The 18293-nt window shown below is 58.9% G+C and carries 14 protein-coding genes; 9 read left to right on the top strand and 5 right to left on the bottom strand.

Going from position 1 to position 18293, the window contains the following annotated elements; all coding sequences use genetic code 11:
* Positions 1-44: 44 nt before the first annotated feature.
* Positions 45-386: an aspartate-semialdehyde dehydrogenase gene (locus ABTV22_RS06570; protein WP_433739101.1), complete on the bottom strand. Its 342-nt coding sequence runs from the start codon at positions 384-386 to the stop codon at positions 45-47.
* A 218-nt stretch (positions 387-604) separates the two neighbouring features.
* Here ABTV22_RS06570 and rapA point away from each other — a divergent pair, with 218 nt between their 5' ends.
* The gene (rapA, locus tag ABTV22_RS06565; RefSeq protein WP_433739100.1) at positions 605-3451 is read left to right on the top strand and encodes an RNA polymerase-associated protein RapA; all 2847 of its coding nucleotides are present in this window, start codon (positions 605-607) and stop codon (positions 3449-3451) included.
* A 135-nt stretch (positions 3452-3586) separates the two neighbouring features.
* On the opposite strand, the gene ABTV22_RS06560 is transcribed toward rapA, so the two are convergent.
* Positions 3587-4936 carry a spinster family MFS transporter gene (locus ABTV22_RS06560; protein ID WP_433739099.1) on the bottom strand — a complete coding sequence of 450 codons (1350 nt, stop codon included), beginning with the start codon at positions 4934-4936 and terminating at the stop codon, positions 3587-3589.
* A 290-nt stretch (positions 4937-5226) separates the two neighbouring features.
* Between ABTV22_RS06560 and ABTV22_RS06555 the strand changes: the two genes are divergently transcribed.
* Both ABTV22_RS06555 and ABTV22_RS06550 read left to right on the top strand, forming a co-directional pair.
* Positions 5227-5592, top strand: a complete 366-nt coding sequence (locus ABTV22_RS06555) for a YkgJ family cysteine cluster protein (RefSeq protein WP_433739098.1) — start codon at positions 5227-5229, stop codon at positions 5590-5592.
* Between the two features lie 146 nt (positions 5593-5738).
* Positions 5739-7955 (top strand): putative bifunctional diguanylate cyclase/phosphodiesterase, encoded by a 2217-nt coding sequence (locus tag ABTV22_RS06550; protein WP_433741321.1) that lies wholly within the window; start codon positions 5739-5741, stop codon positions 7953-7955.
* Here the strand turns inward: ABTV22_RS06550 and ABTV22_RS06545 are convergent.
* Positions 7912-8808, bottom strand: a complete 897-nt coding sequence (locus ABTV22_RS06545; protein ID WP_433739097.1) for an NAD(P)-dependent oxidoreductase — start codon at positions 8806-8808, stop codon at positions 7912-7914. The genes ABTV22_RS06550 and ABTV22_RS06545 overlap by 44 nt on opposite strands.
* 197 nt (positions 8809-9005) lie before the next feature.
* Between ABTV22_RS06545 and ABTV22_RS06540 the strand changes: the two genes are divergently transcribed.
* Entirely contained in the window at positions 9006-11201 is a 2196-nt protein-coding gene (locus ABTV22_RS06540; RefSeq protein ID WP_433739096.1) for a hypothetical protein, read from the top strand.
* 310 nt (positions 11202-11511) lie between these two features.
* Here ABTV22_RS06540 and ABTV22_RS06535 read toward each other — a convergent pair whose 3' ends face one another.
* A complete protein-coding gene (locus ABTV22_RS06535; RefSeq protein ID WP_433739095.1) occupies positions 11512-11817 on the bottom strand; it encodes a DUF2288 domain-containing protein in 306 nt (101 codons plus the stop codon).
* A gap of 349 nt (positions 11818-12166) precedes the next feature.
* On the opposite strand from ABTV22_RS06535, the gene ABTV22_RS06530 reads away from it, so the two are divergent.
* The 5 genes from ABTV22_RS06530 to ABTV22_RS06510 all read left to right on the top strand — a co-directional run bounded on the left by ABTV22_RS06530 (position 12167) and on the right by ABTV22_RS06510 (position 17170).
* Entirely contained in the window at positions 12167-13294 is a 1128-nt protein-coding gene (locus tag ABTV22_RS06530) for a branched-chain amino acid ABC transporter substrate-binding protein (RefSeq protein WP_433739094.1), read from the top strand.
* A 233-nt stretch (positions 13295-13527) separates the two neighbouring features.
* Complete coding sequence (gene livH, locus ABTV22_RS06525) at positions 13528-14451, top strand: high-affinity branched-chain amino acid ABC transporter permease LivH (RefSeq protein WP_175390687.1); 924 nt, start codon at positions 13528-13530, stop codon at positions 14449-14451.
* Positions 14448-15704: a high-affinity branched-chain amino acid ABC transporter permease LivM gene (locus tag ABTV22_RS06520; protein WP_433739093.1), complete on the top strand. Its 1257-nt coding sequence runs from the start codon at positions 14448-14450 to the stop codon at positions 15702-15704. Before livH ends, ABTV22_RS06520 begins: the two co-directional genes overlap by 4 nt.
* Positions 15701-16468, top strand: coding sequence for a high-affinity branched-chain amino acid ABC transporter ATP-binding protein LivG (gene livG / locus ABTV22_RS06515; protein WP_433739092.1), 768 nt, complete (start codon positions 15701-15703; stop codon positions 16466-16468). Before ABTV22_RS06520 ends, livG begins: the two co-directional genes overlap by 4 nt.
* Positions 16469-17170: an ABC transporter ATP-binding protein gene (locus ABTV22_RS06510; protein WP_015093834.1), complete on the top strand. Its 702-nt coding sequence runs from the start codon at positions 16469-16471 to the stop codon at positions 17168-17170. It begins immediately after the preceding gene.
* A gap of 161 nt (positions 17171-17331) precedes the next feature.
* On the opposite strand, the gene ABTV22_RS06505 is transcribed toward ABTV22_RS06510, so the two are convergent.
* Positions 17332-18240, bottom strand: a complete 909-nt coding sequence (locus ABTV22_RS06505; protein ID WP_433739091.1) for a LysR family transcriptional regulator — start codon at positions 18238-18240, stop codon at positions 17332-17334.
* Between the last annotated feature and the right edge of the window lie 53 nt (positions 18241-18293).

Raw genomic sequence — 18293 nt, 5'->3', positions numbered from 1 at the left:
GCACTCATAATGCGGTCTGGAGGCGGCGCTGACCAGCCGCGCCCTCAAATCTGGATATCGACCCACAAACCCTGGCGAGGCTGGTCTTCCATCAGCGGCGCCACCGGCACGGTGTTATCGGCATTGAGTTCGGTGCCGGGAATCGCCAGGTGGGCTTCGGGATCTTCATCGGCTTCGCGACGGCGACGCTCGCGCTCCTGCTTTTTGCGTTGTTCCTCACGCAACAGTAGAACGGCCTCTTCGGGGTCGCGATTTTTCAGGTCGATGGTGCTGTCGGTTGAACTCTCCTGCATCGGCACCACCGGCGTGATGTCCGGACGCGGACGGACCGGGTCATGCTGGGAAGTGATGGGCACGGCACTCAAGGGGAGCATCGGTGGCAGCATATTTATTAGTCTCCTGTCTTCAGGCTGTCGGCTGCGGTAATGGCGACTTGAGCCATCGGTCGCAAACTGTGACTCAATTGACACTCGAGGGTGCCGTTGCCCGCGCGCCGTGCATTAGTGGGCTAACGTAAAGCCGAGAGTTTTTCTGAGAGTCTTTTGGCCCTCAAGCCCTCATTCCGTTAAGATAGCCCGCTTTTTCAAGGTGGGAGTCAGGCAGCATGGCGCAGCAGTATCAACCGGGGCAACGCTGGATCAGTGACAGCGAAGCCGAGCTGGGATTGGGCACCGTTCTGGCACAGGACGGCCGCTTGTTGACCGTGCTCTACCCGGCCACTGGCGACACTCGCCAGTACGCGCTACGGAATGCGCCCCTCACCCGTGTGCGATTTTCGCCGGGTGACACCATCACTCACTTCGAAGGCTGGAAGCTGACCGTTCGCGAAGTTGACGACATGGATGGCCTGCTGGTCTACCACGGCCTCAACGCACAAAACGAAGTGGTCACCCTGCCGGAAACTCAACTGTCGAACTTCATCCAGTTCCGCCTGGCCAGCGACCGTCTGTTCGCCGGCCAGATCGACCCGCTGGCCTGGTTCTCCCTGCGCTACCACACTCTGGAACACACCAGCCGCCAGTTGCAGTCCTCGCTCTGGGGCCTGGGTGGCGTACGTGCACAACCGATCGCGCACCAGTTGCACATCGCCCGCGAAGTGGCCGACCGTATCGCGCCACGGGTTCTGCTGGCGGACGAAGTGGGCCTGGGTAAAACCATCGAAGCCGGTCTGGTCATCCATCGCCAGTTGCTCTCAGGCCGCGCCAATCGCGTATTGATCCTGGTACCGGAAAACCTCCAGCACCAGTGGCTGGTGGAGATGCGTCGCCGTTTCAACCTGCAAGTCGCGCTGTTCGACGAAGAACGCTTCATCGAAAGCGATGCCTCCAACCCGTTCGAAGACACCCAGCTCGCACTGGTTGCCCTGGAGTGGCTGGTGGACGACGAAAAAGCCCAGGACGCGCTGTTCGCAGCCGGTTGGGACTTGCTGGTGGTCGACGAAGCGCACCACCTGGTGTGGCACGAAGATCAAGTCAGCCCTGAATACTCGCTGGTCGAACAACTCGCCGAAACCATTCCGGGCGTGCTGTTGTTGACCGCAACCCCGGAACAACTGGGCCAGGACAGCCACTTTGCCCGTCTGCGCCTGCTCGACCCGAACCGTTTTCATGACCTGCACGCCTTCCGCGCCGAAAGCGAAAACTATCGCCCGGTGGCCGAGGCCGTTCAGGAGTTGCTGGATCAAGGGCGCCTGTCGCCACAAGCGCACAAAACCATTCATGGTTTCCTGGGTGACGAAGGCGAAGCCCTACTGACGGCGGTCAACGACGGTGACACCGAAGCCAGCGCTCGCTTGGTGCGTGAACTGCTGGACCGCCACGGCACCGGCCGCGTGCTGTTCCGTAATACCCGTGCTGCCGTGCAAGGTTTCCCGGAGCGTAAACTGCATCCATACCCGCTGCCGTGCCCGGATGAATACCTCGAACTGCCGTTGGGCGACCATGCCGAGCTGTACCCGGAAGTCAGCTTCCAGGCCCAGCCGGACGCCAACGAAGAAGAGCGCTGGTGGAAATTCGACCCTCGCGTCGAATGGCTGATCGACCAGCTGAAAATGCTCAAGCGCACCAAAGTGCTGGTGATCTGCGCCCACGCCGAAACCGCCATGGACCTGGAAGACGCCTTGCGCGTGCGTTCCGGCATTCCGGCCACGGTGTTCCACGAGGGCATGAATATCCTTGAGCGTGACCGCGCTGCCGCCTACTTCGCCGACGAAGAGTTCGGCGCGCAAGTGCTGATCTGCTCGGAAATCGGCAGTGAAGGCCGCAACTTCCAGTTCGCTCATCATCTGGTGCTGTTCGACCTGCCGTCCCACCCGGACCTGCTGGAACAACGTATCGGCCGTCTGGACCGGATCGGCCAGAAGCACACCATCGAATTGCACGTACCGTACCTGGAAACCAGTCCGCAAGAGCGCCTGTTCCAGTGGTACCACGAAGCGTTGAACGCGTTCCTCAACACCTGCCCGACCGGCAACGCCTTGCAGCATCAGTTCGGCCCGCGCCTGCTGCCGCTGCTGGAAGAGGCCGACGACACTGAATGGCAGACGCTGATCGACGAAGCGCGCACCGAGCGTGAGCGCCTGGAAGCCGAACTGCACACCGGCCGCGACCGCTTGCTGGAACTCAACTCCGGCGGCGCCGGCGAAGGCGAAGCCCTGGTTGAAGCGATTCTGGAGCAAGACGACCAGTTCGCCCTGCCGATCTACATGGAAACCCTGTTCGACGCTTTTGGCATCGACAGCGAAGACCATTCGGAAAACGCCCTGATCCTCAAGCCGAGCGAAAAAATGCTCGACGCCAGCTTCCCGCTGGGCGACGACGAAGGCGTGACCATCACCTACGACCGTAACCAGGCGCTGTCGCGTGAAGACATGCAGTTCATTACCTGGGAGCACCCGATGGTACAAGGCGGCATGGACCTGGTGCTGTCCGGTTCCATGGGCAACACCGCCGTGGCGCTGATCAAGAATAAAGCGCTGAAACCTGGCACCGTGTTGCTGGAATTGCTCTACGTCAGCGAAGTGGTCGCGCCGCGCTCGCTGCAACTGGGCCGTTACCTGCCCCCAGCCGCCCTGCGCTGCCTGCTCGACACCAATGGCAATGACCTGTCCGCGCGGGTTGCGTTCGAGACGTTGAACGATCAACTCGAAAGCGTACCGCGCGCCAGCGCCAACAAGTTCATCCAGGCCCAGCGCGATCAGCTGACGCCACGGATCAACGCCGGCGAAGACAAGATCTACCCGCGTCATGCCGAGCGTGTTGCCGAGGCGCAACGTCGCCTGGCGGCCGATACCGATGAAGAACTGGCACGCCTGACCGCATTGCAAGCGGTCAACCCGACCGTACGCGACAGCGAACTGGTGGCCCTGCGTAAACAACGCGAACAAGGCCTGGCAATGCTCGACAAGGCGGCACTGCGACTGGAAGCGATTCGGGTGTTGGTAGCAGGTTAAGTCCCCTGCTCCACCGCTAATAAGAAGGCCCGCGCAATGCGGGCCTTTTTGTTTAAAAAGATCGCAGCCTTCGGCAGCTCCTACAGGTGTGCACAAACCTATGTAGGAGCTGCCGAAGGCTGCGATCTTTTGAAGTTAAGCAGTCACACCCTCAACCTGCGGCTCAACCACAGCCACCAACCCCTCCCTCATCCGCTTCGCATCGCGCACAAAACACCGCGAAGCCAACACCAGAAACACCATGGTGAAAAACAGCGCCACCGGGATCAGGTACATCGCGTCATGCAGGCCCACCGCCTTGAACGCTTCGGTCATCTGCTCCGCCCCTGCCGACAGCATGGCCGTGTGCGCAAAGTGATCGGACAAGGCACCGACCACTACCGGGCCCAGACCACCCCCCAGCAAATATAACCCGGCAAAGAACAGCGCCATGGCCGTCGCCCGCAGGCGCGGTTCGACCACGTCCTGGATCGCTGTGTAAACGCAGGTATAAAAGTTGTAAGCAAACAGCCAGCCCACACTGAACACGGCCACGAACACCCCGATCTCGATCCGCCCCGAATGCAGCGCCCACGCCGTACACACAGTGGAAATGATCAGGCTGAACGCGGCGAACAGCAGGCGACCGTTGGCAACGCGCTGGTGAATCTTGTCCGCGACCCAGCCACCCAGTGTCAAACCGACCAGTCCGGTGACACCCACGATGATCCCGGTGGCCACCGCCGCTTCCTGCAACGGCATCAGGAAATAGCGTTGCAGCATCGGTACCAGGAATGAATTGCAGGCATAGGTGGCGAAGTTGAAACACAAACCGGCCAGCACCAGCCACAGGAAGGTCGGCACCGCCAGGACACGGCGGATCGGCCGGTCGATCTGCTCCTGCGACACCTGCACGCTTTCAGCCGCACCGCGCTTGGGCTCCTTGATGTAGAACATGAAGATCGCCAGGATCAGCCCCGGCACCGCAGCGATGAAGAACGGCGCACGCCAGCTGTCGAACGCCTTGACCATCGCGCCAATGGTGAAGAACGCCAGCAACAGCCCCAGTGGCAGCCCGAGCATGAAGATCCCCATGGCCCGCGCCCGACGGTGAGCCGGAAACAGATCACCGATCAAGGAGTTGGCAGCCGGCGCGTAGCTGGCCTCACCGATGCCGATACCCATGCGCACGATCAGGAAGCTCCAGAAACTGCCCACCATGCCATTGACGGCGGTCAGCCCGCTCCAGGCCGCCAGGCCCCAGCCCATCAGTTTGCTGCGCGAACCGGTATCGGCCATCCGCCCAAGGGGCAGGCCGGCGATCGCGTAGACAATGGTGAATGCGGTACCAATGATCCCCAGCTGAAAGTCGCTCAGATGCCACTCCATGCGGATTGGCTCGATGATGATGGCGGGGATGGTGCGGTCGAAAAAGTTGAACAGATTGGCCAGGAACAACAGGAACAGAATGCGCCAGGCATTCGCCGCTTGGGTCGAGTTCTGCATGGGTCCGTCTCTTTTATTGTTATTGGGGCGTCACTGCCCCCGGAAACGTCAATCTAGACAGGCCCGTCACTGCTGTCTGTAATTATTCGTAAGGCTGATGTCAGCCCATGGCGACGCCTCGCCCTGAGAACTGACAAGAGCCAATATTCATAGGCTCGAGGCGATTGTTTGCACCGCACGTCAACCCGCTGAAAAATACCCTTCGCCCCCCCTTCCCAAGCCGCTGGCGAAGCCTAGAATAGCGGCCTTGTCCTCCCCCTGCTTCCTCACCTTTCCTTAGATAATCGCCCATGTCCGAAGCCAGTCCGTGTCTGAATTGCGGTGCCTGCTGTTCCCATTTTCGCGTGTCGTTTTTTTGGGGTGAATGCGCTTCATCCGGCGGGACAGTGCCCGACGAGTTGGTCGAACAGATTACCCCCAGTCGTGTGGCCATGCTGGGAACCGACCGCAAAAAACCACGCTGTGTCAGCCTGGAGGGGGAAGTAGGCAGCACCGTGAAATGCACGATTTACGACAAGCGTTCGAGCCCCTGCCGAGAATTCGAAGCCTCCTGGGTCGACGGCCAGCACAATTCCGATTGCGATATGGCGCGGGCCGCTTTCGGCTTGGCGCCCCTGGAACCTGCGCCTCAAATGCTTGAGCTGCAAAGCGCCTGATCATTAGCACTATTCGCTATTAGCCTCATGCCAAAATCATTGGGGCTAATGTGCCACTACTCCTTGCACGCCATGCATGCCCTCTATACTCCAAGACATTCAACGGCGCTCCTTGCACCGGTCAGAAACACAACATGGGGCATGCTATGGAGTGGCTTGGTCTGCATTTCATTACCGAGCTTCCAGAGAGTGGGCAGGTCATACTCAACTGCATCCATGACCCTTTTCTGGTGCTACTCGCTTATCTGGTCGCCTGTGCCGGCTGTTTCGCCACACTGGACATGGCCGAGCGGGTAGCGCATGCGGAAAAAACGGTTTCGCGCCGGCTCTGGTGCTGGGTCGGTGCCGGTTGCCTGGCCGGGGGCATCTGGGCCATGCACTTCATCGGCATGTTGGCGTTTCAAGCGCCGATCAATGTGCATTATCATTTGCCGATTACCTTCGTCTCACTATTGATCGTACTGCTCGCATCATGGCTGGCGATGCAGACTCTGAGTCGGCCTACCTTGGACTTTTGGGATTGTTTCAAGGCCTCGATCACGGTCGGCCTGGGCGTTGCCACCATGCATTACGTTGGCATGTCCGCCCTGCGCTCGCAGGCCGTGGTTTTTTACCAACCCTCACTGTTTGCCCTTTCCATCCTGGTTGCGATTGCCGCCAGCCTGGCGACATTGCTGTTGGCCAGCTACCTGCGCAACGGCGCCGGCATGTTCCATCAACTGCTCAAATACAGTGCCAGCCTGGTCTTGGGAACAGGCATCTTCAGCATGCACTTCACCGGCATGGCCGCCTTCAATCTGGTGCTGCCCAACGGCAGTCTCCTGACCCAACCCGGGGAAAACAACCACCTGCAACTGGGCCTGATGGTGGCGATCATGACGCTGCTGATCATCGGCAGCAGCATCAGCGCGGCGCTGGCGGACAAGAAGCTGCAACATAAGGAGCATGACCTGCAGCGGGTCAACTCACTGCTCAGTCAGCTGGATCAGGCTCGCATGTCCCTGCAGCAAGTAGCGCACTTTGATCCGTTGACCAACTTGACCAATCGCCGTGGTTTCAACCAACTGTTCGCCGAAAAACTCATCGAAAAAACCCACTCAGGCGGCATGCTGGCCGTGCTGTTCCTCGATATCGACCACTTCAAGCGCATCAATGACAGTCTCGGTCACGACGCCGGCGACGAATTGCTCAAAGTACTTGCCAACCACATCAAAGGTTCGGTGCGCAGTCACGAAGATGTGGTGGCGCGTTTCGGTGGCGATGAGTTCTGCATGCTCATCAACCTCAACGATCGCGAGGAAGCGCGGCACCTGGCGCAGAGCATCATGTCGAAAATGAAGGAGCCCATAGAACTGGCAGGGCGACGCATGGTCATGACGACCAGCATTGGCATCAGCCTGTTTCCCGAGGACGGCAAAACCTGTGACGAGCTACTGAAAAATGCTGACCTGGCGCTGTATCAGTCCAAGGGCACCGGCCGAAATGGCCTGAACTTCTTCAGTGCCAACCTCAAGGCCCGGGCCACGCTCGAACTGCAACTGGAAGAAGAACTGCGTTACGCACTGCGCGAAGACACCGGTTTGGCGCTCCATTACCAGCCGATCTACGACCTGAAAACCGGTCGGGTCAGCAAACTTGAAGCGTTGATTCGCTGGCAACACCCGGTACATGGACTCCTCGCCCCAGACCGTTTCATCTCCCTCGCCGAGGCCAATGGCCTGATCACTGAACTGGACAACTGGGTATTGCGCAAAGCCTGTGAGGACCTCGGTGAGTTGTCGCGCCAAGGCTACGAAGCGCTGAAGATCGCCGTGAACTGCTCCCCCCTGAGCCTGGCGCGTGCAGAACTGGCCGGTCAAATTGAACAGGCACTACGCAGCACCGGGGTCGCGCCACAACGACTGGAGCTGGAGGTAACCGAGAACGCACTGATGGGCAATATCGCCGAGACGCTGGAACTGCTGCGACAGATTCGGGCCTTGGGCGTGTCGCTGTCGGTCGATGACTTCGGCACCGGTTACTCGTCCTTGGCCTACCTCAAACGCTTGCCGCTCAACACGCTGAAAATAGACCGATCGTTCATTCAGGACATCCCCAACTCCACCCAGGACATGGAAATCGTCCAGGCGATCATCGCCATGGCCCATACCCTGCACCTGGAGGTCGTCACCCAAGGCGTCGAAACCTTCGAGCAATACCAGTTTCTGGAATGCTACGGCTGCGACTTCGTTCAGGGTTACCTGCTCAGCCGTCCGGTACCACTGGATGAACTATGTCCGGTGCTGAACGACATCAACCAGCACAAGCACGCATACCCCCTTACCTCGTTGAGTCTGGTTCACGGTACATCTGCACTAATGTAGACGGGTCTTTTTCCAGAAACCCCTGGGCGCCATGCAGCCGCATCAGCTGTGCCGCCAGCCCACTGATCGGTGTCGCCGAACCCTGCTCGCGGGAAAACTTCACCGCTGTATCCAGATCCTTGAGCAACGTGCGCACATGCCATTTCACCGGTTCGAAGCAGCTTTCGGCCATTTGCGGGGCAAGGATCTGCAAGGGCTTCGAATCGGCAAAGCCGCCCGCCAGCGCCTCGGCGATCAAGCTCGCATCAACTCCGGAACGCTCTGCCAACGCGATCACTTCGGCAATCACCAAAGCATTACAGGCTACGATCATCTGATTGCAGGCCTTGGTTACCTGCCCCGCACCGACAGCGCCCATGTGCGTCACACGCTGGCCAAGGTTGAGCAATATCGGTTTGACGCGCTCAAGATGTGCCGCGTCGCCACCGACCATGATTGCCAGGCTGCCAGCCTGCGCCCCCACCACACCACCGGAAACCGGCGCATCGAGCCAGCCCATGCCAGTTTTTCCGGCAAGCTCTGCCGACATTTCCCGCGTCGCGGTGGGTTCCAGGCTGGAAAAATCCACCAGCAACTGTCCGCTTCTCGCGCCTTCGACCACCCCTTGCGTGCCAAACACTACCTCGCGCACCACCGAGGTATCCGCCAGGCACAACATCACCACGTCGGCGTGCCCGCACAATTGTGCCGGGGTGGTGACCTGGCGGGCACCGGCCTCGACCAGCGGCGCACATTTGGCCGGATTGCGGTTCCACACCGTCAGTGGATAACCCGCCGCCAGCAGGCGCCGACACATCGGCAATCCCATCAGACCAATTCCGGCAAACCCCAACGAAGGTAGCGTTGACATCATTTCGCCTCTTTTTGATTAAAGATCGCCAAATATTGGCCGATTCATCATGACTTAGGAAAGGATTCCCCTGAGTACGTTCAGGCCACGGCGCTGACGCTCGGGCCAAATACGCGCTAATAAAAGACGCGAGTTCTATTCCGTGACGGTTCGACGACAGCGTGTCGCCCGAACAAAACAGCCCAGGTAGATGGCAAACAATGACTTCTAAAAACAATCCGGCCCCTGCGGTATCCGACCTGACCTTGAGCCCTGCGGCCAACAGCCCGGTCTCGTCGAAGCCATTGCTTGCACCACGCCCGCTGGCAACCCAGCAATACCTGTACTTCACAGAAACCAACACCGACCGCATCCTCGACAACCTCGACGGCCTGCGCGACATGGTGTTTCCGCGCCCGCCGCACCTGGAGGGCGACAACGAACAGCACAACGACCAGCAGTTCCCGTCGGTATGCCTGATCGGCCTGGGCCGCTGCGGTTCGAACATCGCCCTGGACGTGGCGGAACTGGTGTACAACGCACGCAAGTTCTACCTCAACGAATTCAACAACGAAGACCGTGTGTCTGCGGACAAGCGCTTTGCCGAAAAAGGCTACAGCCCGGCCCAGTGGATTCGCACCAACTTGCGCCTGATGCCGAACAAGGCCACCAAACCGGTGTTCCTGGTAGAACCGCTGGTGATGCTCGGTGACTTGGACAAAGACATTGCCGGTCGTATCCGCTTCTCGCGCAAGGGTGAAAAAAGCGGTTTCCTGCGCGACTACAGCAAAATGAAAATCATGGACTTGTCAGAAGTCCACGCCGGTGGTGCCGGTAACGCGCCGATTCTCGGCCAATACCTGGCCAAGATCATCCTGAACAAGGACACCCAGCGCTTCTCCAGCCCTGACTGGAAGATGATTCACTCGTACCTGATCGACAGCTGCGGCATCAAGGCCAACCAATCGCGCCTGTACTTCTCGATCTTCAGCGCCGGCGGCGGTACCGGTTCGGGCATGGCGTCGGAGTTTGGCCTGGCGCAACAGCACTCTTACATGAACAAAACGTTCGACACCAAGCCGGTGGACGAGCACGACAGCAAGAGCGGTCATTCCTTCGTCTTCGAACCGATTTTCACCAGCGGCATCTGCGTACTGCCGAACATTTCCGATCACCGCAGTGAAATGTCCGAAGCGCTGCACATCAACGCCGGACGACTGCTGTGTAAATACCTGTCGGAAGAATGGGATTTCTCCTACAACTTCGCCAACGAAGACAGCAGCGAAGCCAGCGTCATGGGGCGAATCCGCCCGTGGAACGCGATGATGCTGATCTCCAACGACATCATGCGTTACGCCGAAGAGAGCGACGACGGCAACATCCAGAACATTGATGTCAATGCCATGGAAAAGCATGCCAACCAGTACATCTCGCAGCAGATCTTCAACATTCTGACGGCGCAGGCGGTCACCACCGACTACGACCAGAACTATTTCCGTCGCGCCGGCATCGACATCGGCGAAACCATTCGCTTGGACGCCAACGACCTGTTCATGAGCCTGGCCGGCCCGGTGGCGATTGCCTACGCCGAATCCGTGGTTCCGGAATCCCCGGTGCCCACCAGCGACAAGTTCAAAGTGTTCGAAAAAGAGCCACAGCGCTTGAACATCGACGACCTGTTCTTCCGCTCCATCGACCTGCCGCACTTCAACAAGGTCACCCAGGCCATCGAGGGCATCAGCCTGCTGCCGATCGAGTCCAAGCGCTATCGCGCGTCGCTGGAGCAGTACAAGAACTCCGGGTTCGACGCGGCGGCCCTGCACGACCTGCACTTCTTCAAGAACTGCTCGTCGGTGGTGTCGATCGTTTCCCTACCGAAGGACTACAAACTGTCCTACATGGACTTGAACCGGTTGAAGACACACCTCAACAACCTGTTCCCCAACACCACGCTCAAGCGCTATGCGCTGGTGATCGGGGCCTCCGCCAACCTGTCGCTGACTACTCTGATCGCCAAGAGTCCGTGCCTGTCGGACGACTTCCTGACGCTGATCGTGGCCTTCATCAAACGCTGTTTCGCCCGCAGCCCTTACCGCTTTGACGAGACCCTGGACAACTCGATGCTGGACTTCATCATCAACGAAGAGTTTGACGAAGACCGGATCGACGACCTGCTCAACGAGTTCGAGAATCCGGCGAAGATCCTCGATACCAACTGGTACGCGATCAAACCGATGTACGAGAAGAAGTACCGCGAGCTGATCAACGACAAGGAAAAATTCGTCTCGATCAACGACATTCGCCTGTCCCGGGATTGCGTGAAGAAAGCGATCAAGTACCTGCGCGAGATCTACCGTCACCGCATTGGCAAGACCAAGGTCATTTCGTTGAATAACCACACGGGCAAGACGTACTAAGGCCGGCGCAAAACCGGGTCGCCGCCAATCGCGAGCAAGCTCGGCTCCTACAGGTTCGGTAGTGCACACAGCATTTGTGTGCGGCACCGCCCCTTGTAGGAGCCGAGCTTGCTCGCGATGGCGCCTGTACATTCAACACAAATCTCAACCCCCAGAAACAATCAAGCAGCCCTCAGGCTGCTCGCTCAACTGTTCCCGTTACGTTTACGTCACCGTGAGGCTGTGGCCTTTCTCTACGGCAACCTGCCATCACGCTACTCGGCTACACACTTTGATCGGACAGCACCGCGCACCAAACAGGTGCGCGCATTCAGACTGCCGCTCTTTCCTGGATCAGGATCCACGGCGAAACGACCACCGCCCACAACTCGGGATCACGTTCGAACAGATCCAGCGCCCGCGTTTCAGACAGCTTGGAGACCTTGTCGGCGGCCAGCCAGGCGGCCACTTTCTCACCTTCGTCGGTAGCCACGGCCTCGGCGACAGCGATCAAATCCAGGCCGGGATCGACCCACAATAGGGCACCCTTGGCGAAGAACGGTTCCAGCTCCTTCCAAGTAATAGATGCGGTTTCTCCAAGCAGCTTGGCATAGAGGGTGCTAGGTTCTTCAGTCATGGGTCCGGTCCGGAAAAGAAATCGACGCAATCATAACGTCGGTGGTCGGGCAGAAAAACCCAGAAGCAATTTGTATAACTGAACGAAAAGCGCAGGAAGGCCAAGGAATGCACGGAGTCCAGCTGTAAGCCCGTCAAAACCACGCCGCAATTCTGTCTTTTTATTTCATAAAAGCGACACCCCTAAGTTTTGCCCCCCGGCGCCAGCTTCACAGGCTGACAATCGGCGCTCTACACTGTACCGGTACAGTTGCCGAGGGGCTTTTCCGGGGAATGTCGTAGATACTGACCCGGTTCTGCTGCCTACGGCGCCAGGACTATAAAAACTACAACAGTAAGAGTGGAGCACTATGACTAAGGCTACTAAGCAGATTTCCAAACTGTTTGCCGCTATGGTTCTGGCCGGGGTTGCCAGCCATTCGTTCGCAGCTGACACCATCAAGATCGGCATCGCCGGCCCTAAAACCGGCCCTGTAGCCCAATACGGCGACATGCAGTTCAGTGGCGCCAAAATGGCCATCGAACAAATCAACGCCAAAGGCGGCGTAGACGGCAAGAAACTCGAAGCCGTTGAATACGATGACGCCTGTGATCCAAAACAAGCGGTAGCGGTCGCGAACAAAGTCGTCAACGACGGCGTCAAGTTCGTGGTCGGCCACCTGTGCTCCAGCTCCACTCAACCGGCTTCGGACATTTACGAAGACGAAGGCGTGATCATGATCACCCCGGCTGCCACCAGCCCGGACATCACCAACCGTGGTTACAAAATGGTGTTCCGCACCATCGGCCTGGACAGCGCCCAAGGCCCTGCCGCCGGTAACTACATTGCCGATCACGTAAAACCAAAAATCGTTGCTGTCCTGCACGACAAGCAGCAATACGGTGAAGGCATCGCCACCGCCGTTAAATCGACTCTTGAGAAGAAAGGCGTGAAAGTCGCCGTGTTCGAAGGCGTCAACGCCGGTGACAAGGACTTCTCCTCGATCATCGCCAAGCTCAAGCAAGCCAACGTCGACTTCGTCTACTACGGCGGCTACCACCCGGAGCTGGGCTTGATCCTGCGTCAATCCCAGGAAAAAGGCCTGAAAGCCAAGTTCATGGGTCCGGAAGGCGTGGGTAACGACTCCATCTCGCAAATCGCCAAGGACGCTTCCGAAGGCCTGCTGGTGACCCTGCCGAAATCCTTCGACCAGGATCCGGCCAACCAAAAACTGGCTGAAGACTTCAAAGCCAAGAAAGAAGACCCAAGCGGCCCGTTCGTGTTCCCGGCCTACTCGGCTGTGGAAGTGATCGCTGAAGGCATCAAGGCTGCCAAGTCTGAAGACACCGCCAAAGTGGCTGAAGCCATCCACGCAGGTACCTTCAAGACGCCTACCGGCGACCTGAGCTTCGACACCAAGGGCGACCTGAAAGACTTCAAGTTCGTGGTTTACGAGTGGCACTTCGGCAAACCAAAAACTGAAGCTTCGCCTCAGTAAGGCGCTGCCTGACTGACTGCCAACAAAGCCCACGGCGTGCCGTGGGCTTTGTTTTACGAACGTATTTGGGCCGCGCTGGCGTGATCCGCTAGTCTCCCCACCTGAAAATCTCAAAACCGTCATCAGCGGTTCGCTGGCAAACCCCGAATTCGAAGTGGATGCAGATCCACGGGGCTCGGGCGGGAAAATGACTCCACCAGTGAAATGCGTATCAGGTTTTTAGGAGCGCTGTAATGCCTGACATCTATCACTTTTTCCAACAGCTGGTTAATGGCATGACCATTGGCAGCACGTATGCCCTGATCGCCATCGGCTATACGATGGTTTACGGCATCATTGGAATGATCAACTTCGCCCACGGCGAGGTGTACATGATCGGCTCCTATGTGGCGTTCATCGCCATTGCCGGGCTGGCCATGCTGGGACTCGACAGTGTTCCGCTGTTGATGACCGCCGCTTTTCTGGCGACCATCGTCGTCACCAGTGCCTACGGCTACAGCATCGAACGGATCGCTTACCGCCCCCTGCGCGGCAGCAACCGTCTGATCCCGCTGATTTCCGCCATCGGCATGTCGATCTTCCTGCAGAACACGGTTCTGCTGGCGCAAGACTCCAAGGACAAATCCATCCCCAACCTGATTCCGGGCAACTTTGCCTTCGGGCCAGGTGGCGCACATGAAGTGCTGATTTCCTACATGCAAATCGTGGTGTTCGTGGTGACCCTGGTCGCCATGCTCGGCCTGACCCTGTTCATCTCCCGCTCTCGCTTGGGTCGCGCCTGCCGCGCCTGCGCCGAAGACATCAAGATGGCCAACCTGCTGGGTATCAACACCAACAACATCATCGCCCTCACCTTCGTCATCGGTGCTGCGCTGGCGGCCATCGCGGCCGTGCTGCTGAGCATGCAATACGGCGTGATCAACCCGAACGCCGGCTTCCTGGTCGGCCTCAAGGCCTTCACCGCAGCGGTACTGGGCGGTATCGGCAGCATCCCGGGTGCCATGCTCGGCGGGCTGGTACTGGGTGTGGCAGAAGCCTTCGGTGCCGATATCTTCGGCGACCAGTACAAGGACGTCGTGGCCTTCGGTCTCTTGGTTTTGGTGTTGTTGTTCCGGCCAACCGGCCTGCTGGGTCGCCCGGAGGTTGAGAAAGTATGACTAGGAATCTTAAACAGGCGTTTTTCAGCGCCTTGCTGGTTTGGGCCGTGGCCTACCCGGTATTGGGTCTGAAGCTGACCATCGTCGGCATCAACCTCGAAGTACACGGCACCAGCACCGCCACCTTGATCACCATCGCCGTGTGTTCGGTGCTGATGTTCCTGCGTGTCCTGTTCGACCAGCAAATCAGTTCGGCCTGGCACTCCTCGCCGCGCATGCCGCTGGTTCCGGCCAAGGCCAGCAACTTCCTGACCCTGCCGACCACCCAGCGCTGGTTGATCATTGCCCTGATCGCGGGTGCCCTGGTATGGCCGTTCTTCGGCTCCCGTGGCGCGGTCGACATCGCGACACTGGTGTTGATCTACGTGATGCTCGGTCTGGGCCTGAACATCGTGGTCGGCCTGGCGGGCCTGCTCGACCTGGGTTATGTCGGCTTCTACGCCGTCGGCGCCTACAGCTACGCGCTGTTGTCGCACTACTACGGTTTGAGTTTCTGGATCTGCCTGCCGATTGCCGGTCTGATGTCGGCCACCTTCGGCTTCCTGCTCGGTTTCCCGGTGCTGCGCCTGCGCGGTGACTACCTGGCGATCGTGACCTTGGGCTTCGGTGAAATCATCCGTCTGTTCCTGCGTAACCTGACCGGCCTTACCGGCGGTCCGAACGGTATCAGCAACATCGAGAAGCCGACGTTCTTCGGTCTGACGTTCGAGCGCAAGGCCGCTGAAGGCATGCAAACGTTCCACGAGTACTTCGGCCTGGAATACAACTCGATCAACAAGGTGATCTTTCTGTACCTGGTTGCATTGCTCCTGGCGCTGCTTGCACTGTTCGTCATCAACCGCCTGCTGCGTATGCCTCTGGGTCGTGCCTGGGAAGCCCTGCGCGAAGACGAGATCGCCTGCCGCGCACTGGGTCTCAACCCGACCGTGATCAAGTTGTCGGCCTTTACCCTGGGCGCCAGCTTCGCCGGTTTCGCCGGCAGCTTCTTTGCCGCCCGCCAGGGCCTGATCACGCCGGAGTCCTTCACCTTCATCGAGTCGGCGATCATCCTCGCCATCGTCGTACTAGGTGGCATGGGCTCGCAACTGGGTGTGATCCTGGCGGCCGTGGTGATGATCCTGCTGCCGGAAATGATGCGTGAGTTCAGTGAGTACCGCATGTTGATGTTCGGTGCCTTGATGGTACTGATGATGATCTGGCGACCTCAGGGTCTGCTGCCCATGCAACGTCCTCACATGGAGCTGCGCAAATGAGCCGCGAGATCCTTAAAGTAGAAAACCTGAGCATGCGCTTCGGCGGCTTGCTGGCGGTCAATGGCGTTGCCTTGAGCGTGAAAGAGAAACAAGTGGTTGCGCTGATCGGCCCCAACGGCGCCGGCAAGACCACCGTGTTCAACTGCCTGACCGGCTTCTACAAGCCGAGCGGCGGCAGCATCAAGCTGGACGGCGAGTCGATCGAAGGCCTGCCAGGGCACAAGATCGCCCTCAAAGGCGTGGTGCGTACCTTCCAGAACGTGCGGTTGTTCAAGGACATGACAGCGGTCGAGAACCTCTTGATCGCCCAGCATCGCCACCTGAACACCAACTTCCTGTCCGGCCTGTTCAAGACCCCGTCGTTCCGTCGAAGCGAGCGCGAGGCCATGGAGTACGCCGAGTACTGGCTGGATAAGGTTCGCCTCAAGGAGTTTGCCAACCGCCCGGCCGGTACCCTGGCCTACGGCCAGCAACGGCGCCTGGAAATTGCTCGCTGCATGATGACCCGTCCGCGGATCCTCATGCTCGACGAACCAGCTGCCGGCCTGAACCCCAAGGAAACCGAAGATCTGAAAGCGCTGATCAGCGTGTTGCGTGAGGAGCACAACGTCACCGTTCTGCTGATCGAACACGACATGAAACTGGTCATGAGCATTTCCGACCACATCGTCGTGATCAACCAGGGCACGCCTCTGGCCGACGGCACGCCGGAACAGATCCGCGACAATCCTGAAGTGATCAAAGCCTACCTGGGGGAAGCGTAAATGCTGCAGTTCGAAAACGTTTCCACCTTCTATGGCAAGATCCAGGCCTTGCACAGCGTCAACGTCGAAGTCCGCCAGGGCGAAATCGTGACCCTGATCGGCGCCAACGGTGCCGGCAAGTCCACGTTGCTGATGACCCTGTGCGGCTCGCCTCGCGCTCACAGCGGCAGCATCCGCTACATGGGTGAGGAACTGGTCGGCCAGGATTCTTCGCAGATCATGCGCAAGAGCATCGCCGTGGTTCCGGAAGGTCGTCGGGTGTTTTCCCGTCTGACCGTGGAAGAAAACCTCTCCATGGGCGGGTTCTTCACCGCGAAGGGCGACTACCAGGAACAGATGGACAAGGTCCTCGGACTTTTCCCACGCCTGAAAGAACGCTTCAACCAGCGCGGCGGCACCATGTCCGGCGGCGAACAGCAAATGCTCGCCATCGGCCGTGCGCTGATGAGCAAGCCCAAGCTGCTGCTGCTCGACGAGCCGTCGCTGGGCCTGGCACCGATCATCATCCAGCAGATCTTCGACATCATCGAACAGCTGCGCAAGGACGGTGTAACGGTGTTCCTGGTCGAACAGAACGCCAACCAGGCGCTAAAAATCGCTGACCGTGCTTACGTACTGGAAAACGGCCGGGTGGTGATGCAAGGCACTGGTGAAGCCCTGCTGACCGACCCGAAAGTACGCGAAGCGTACCTCGGCGGCTAAGCCATTGCGGTAAACAAAAAACGGCCTACGGGCCGTTTTTTGTTTTTAACACCCTCCCCTGTAGGAGCTGCCGCAGGCTGCGATCTTTTGACCTTGCTCTTGAAAATCAAAATCAAAAGATCGCAGCCTGCGGCAGCTCCTACACAGGGGACGGTGTTTCGTTAGAGCCGATCCAGTGCCTCCCCACTGTGCTTGAACCACCCCATCAAATAATCCGCCAACACCTGCGTGCGTTTCGGCAATCCGCCCTGATACGGATGCACCAGGTACATCGGCATGCTCCGGGTCTGATAGTCACGCAGGAGCCAGCGCAATCGTCCGTCGGCTAATTCCGCCGGCAGCAGGTAGGACGGCAAACGGGCAATGCCGGCGCCGGCCAGCGCGGCCTTCTTCAACAGACTGTAATGGTTGCTGGCAAACGGTCCGGAAACTCGCACTCGCAACAATTCATGCTGCTGGTGATACAGCCATTCCTCGCGGCCACTGTAGTGACTGTTGAGCAGGCATCGGTGCTCGGCCAGCGCCTGAGGTGTCTGCGGTTCACCGTATTGCTCTAGATACGCCGGGCTTGCACAGGTCATTTCGTGCCAAGCCAACAGCGGGCGCGCCACCAGTCGCTGATCCATGGACACGTCAGAGCGGATCGCCAAATCGAAACCGTCGCGGGACAGTTCGCGGTATTGGTTGTTGAGCTCCAGCTCAATCTGCACCTCGGGGTACTTGGCGGAGAACTCCAACAGCAAGCCATCGAAGAACGTTTCCCCCAATGACACCGGAACCGTCATACGCACCGGACCGGCCATGTCGTCCTTCAAGCGCGCCAGGGCCTGACGCGCTCGCTCGACTTGTACGACGAGCGCCTGGGCTTGCGGTAACAAGGCTGCGCCCGCCGCAGTCAGGCTCAAGCGTCGCGTGGTGCGCTGCAGCAACACCACGCAAAACTGCGTTTCCAATTGGCTGATGCGCTTGGACAGTTGGCCCTTGCTACAACCGAGCTGCTGCGCCGCCAGGGTAAAACTGCCCGCCTCCACCAATACTGCAAACGCTGCCAGATCATCCATTTCGCTCATGGATTGTTTCCAATAGAAAACCAAAGGTTGCCTATTAGTGCGCTTATCACCAG

This window comes from Pseudomonas putida (assembly GCF_050990305.1).
Taxonomy (GTDB): Bacteria; Pseudomonadota; Gammaproteobacteria; order Pseudomonadales; family Pseudomonadaceae; genus Aquipseudomonas; species Aquipseudomonas putida_AH.
Note: the sequence above shows the minus strand (reverse complement) of the source record. Positions and strands in the feature narration are given on the sequence as shown.

Excerpts from the sequence above, each read along its gene's own strand:
- ABTV22_RS06530 (WP_433739094.1), top strand. The coding sequence starts at position 12,167 with ATGACTAAGGCTACTAAGCAGATTTCCAAACTGTTTGCCGCTATGGTT.
- ABTV22_RS06550 (WP_433741321.1), top strand. The coding sequence starts at position 5,739 with ATGGAGTGGCTTGGTCTGCATTTCATTACCGAGCTTCCAGAGAGTGGG.
- ABTV22_RS06555 (WP_433739098.1), top strand. The coding sequence starts at position 5,227 with ATGTCCGAAGCCAGTCCGTGTCTGAATTGCGGTGCCTGCTGTTCCCAT.
- livH (WP_175390687.1), top strand. The coding sequence starts at position 13,528 with ATGCCTGACATCTATCACTTTTTCCAACAGCTGGTTAATGGCATGACC.
- livG (WP_433739092.1), top strand. The coding sequence starts at position 15,701 with ATGAGCCGCGAGATCCTTAAAGTAGAAAACCTGAGCATGCGCTTCGGC.
- ABTV22_RS06510 (WP_015093834.1), top strand. The coding sequence starts at position 16,469 with ATGCTGCAGTTCGAAAACGTTTCCACCTTCTATGGCAAGATCCAGGCC.
- rapA (WP_433739100.1), top strand. The coding sequence starts at position 605 with ATGGCGCAGCAGTATCAACCGGGGCAACGCTGGATCAGTGACAGCGAA.
- ABTV22_RS06505 (WP_433739091.1), bottom strand. The coding sequence starts at position 18,240 with ATGAGCGAAATGGATGATCTGGCAGCGTTTGCAGTATTGGTGGAGGCG.
- ABTV22_RS06560 (WP_433739099.1), bottom strand. The coding sequence starts at position 4,936 with ATGCAGAACTCGACCCAAGCGGCGAATGCCTGGCGCATTCTGTTCCTG.
- ABTV22_RS06570 (WP_433739101.1), bottom strand. The coding sequence starts at position 386 with ATGCTGCCACCGATGCTCCCCTTGAGTGCCGTGCCCATCACTTCCCAG.
- ABTV22_RS06540 (WP_433739096.1), top strand. The coding sequence starts at position 9,006 with ATGACTTCTAAAAACAATCCGGCCCCTGCGGTATCCGACCTGACCTTG.
- ABTV22_RS06535 (WP_433739095.1), bottom strand. The coding sequence starts at position 11,817 with ATGACTGAAGAACCTAGCACCCTCTATGCCAAGCTGCTTGGAGAAACC.
- ABTV22_RS06545 (WP_433739097.1), bottom strand. The coding sequence starts at position 8,808 with ATGATGTCAACGCTACCTTCGTTGGGGTTTGCCGGAATTGGTCTGATG.
- ABTV22_RS06520 (WP_433739093.1), top strand. The coding sequence starts at position 14,448 with ATGACTAGGAATCTTAAACAGGCGTTTTTCAGCGCCTTGCTGGTTTGG.